Below are 1,056 nucleotides of genomic sequence, written 5' to 3'. Positions count from 1 at the left end.
TAAAGCATTTCGGTTTTAACCTGATACATATCCGGCCGCCTTGAAGTAGTTCCAGCATTCTTGAGGATCGTATAGGTCGCAGATTGCTCCGATGGCCTTGAACACGTCGGTGAAGGTCCTGGCCCCGATCCTTCGCAGATGGGCTTTCAGTTTGGAGAATGCCTGTTCGATGGGATTGAGGTCAGGCGAATATGGCGGGAGAAAGAGGAACCAGCATCCATGTGCGCGTAGAGCCTCTGACGCTTCCTTGTTTTTATGCGTGGCTAGGTTGTCCAATATGACTACGGTGCCGGGTTTGATCTCTGGAACCAGCACCTCACGCACGTAGGCCGCGAAGGCTGGGCCGTCCATGGCACCTTTTATGACCCAAGGCGCGATCAGAGTTTCATGGGTCAGCCCGGCGATCAGCGTTTGCGTGCCCCAACTGCCAAAGGGCGCATCCATATTCAGTCGCTGGCCGCGCAAGGATCGTCCTCGCAGGCGGGTAAGATTGGTCTTCACTGCCGTTTCATCAATGAACACAACGCGTTCAGGTCGTCGCCCAATCGCTGGCAGCCGATGGGCAAACCAATCGGCACGCTGCTGGCTTACCTTGGCGCGGCGGCGCTCAGACGCGACCAACGACTTTTTTTGTACGTAAACCCGAGGCGGGACAGCAAATCGGCGATGGATGAGTGATGAACCTGAACCCCCTCAGCATCGGCCAGCGCATCCCGCAATTCGAAGAGCGTGATGTCGGGATCTTGCGCAAGCAACTCTTCGAAAAACCCCCTGTGCGGTGCTAGCTTGCCCCGCCCCGGCGGGCGTCCCTGAGGCGCGGGCAAGGCGTGTCCTTTCGTCCTGATCTGCCGCGCCCAACGTGCCCCCGTGGCAGCCGATAACTTGACGCGCAACGCCGCAGCACGTCCGCTCAACCCTTCTTCAATGTATCTTTGAAAACGCGCCCGAAGCGCCGATGGCAAAGGTGCTGACATGACCGATCCTCCCATACAGGATGAATCACAAATACGACCCCATGGGAATCCCCCGATTCAAGTTTTCCCCGAAACGCTTTAG

Annotated in this window: 1 protein-coding gene; it reads right to left on the bottom strand. The window is 57.4% G+C overall.

Annotation, left to right across the window (positions count from 1 at the left end; translation table 11 throughout):
- Window positions 1-15: 15 nt before the first annotated feature.
- A protein-coding gene (locus EGN72_RS00260; protein WP_127044678.1) for an IS630 family transposase occupies window positions 16-974 on the bottom strand; the annotation gives its coding sequence in 2 pieces (ribosomal slippage) (window positions 16-630 and window positions 633-974; 957 coding nt in all).
- Window positions 975-1,056: the final 82 nt, after the last annotated feature.

It is taken from the genome of Pseudorhodobacter sp. E13 (genome assembly GCF_003991405.1).
Classification (GTDB): Bacteria; Pseudomonadota; Alphaproteobacteria; order Rhodobacterales; family Rhodobacteraceae; genus Pseudorhodobacter.
The sequence above is the reverse complement of the archived record's forward strand: the minus strand, read 5'-3'. Positions and strand labels throughout refer to the sequence as shown.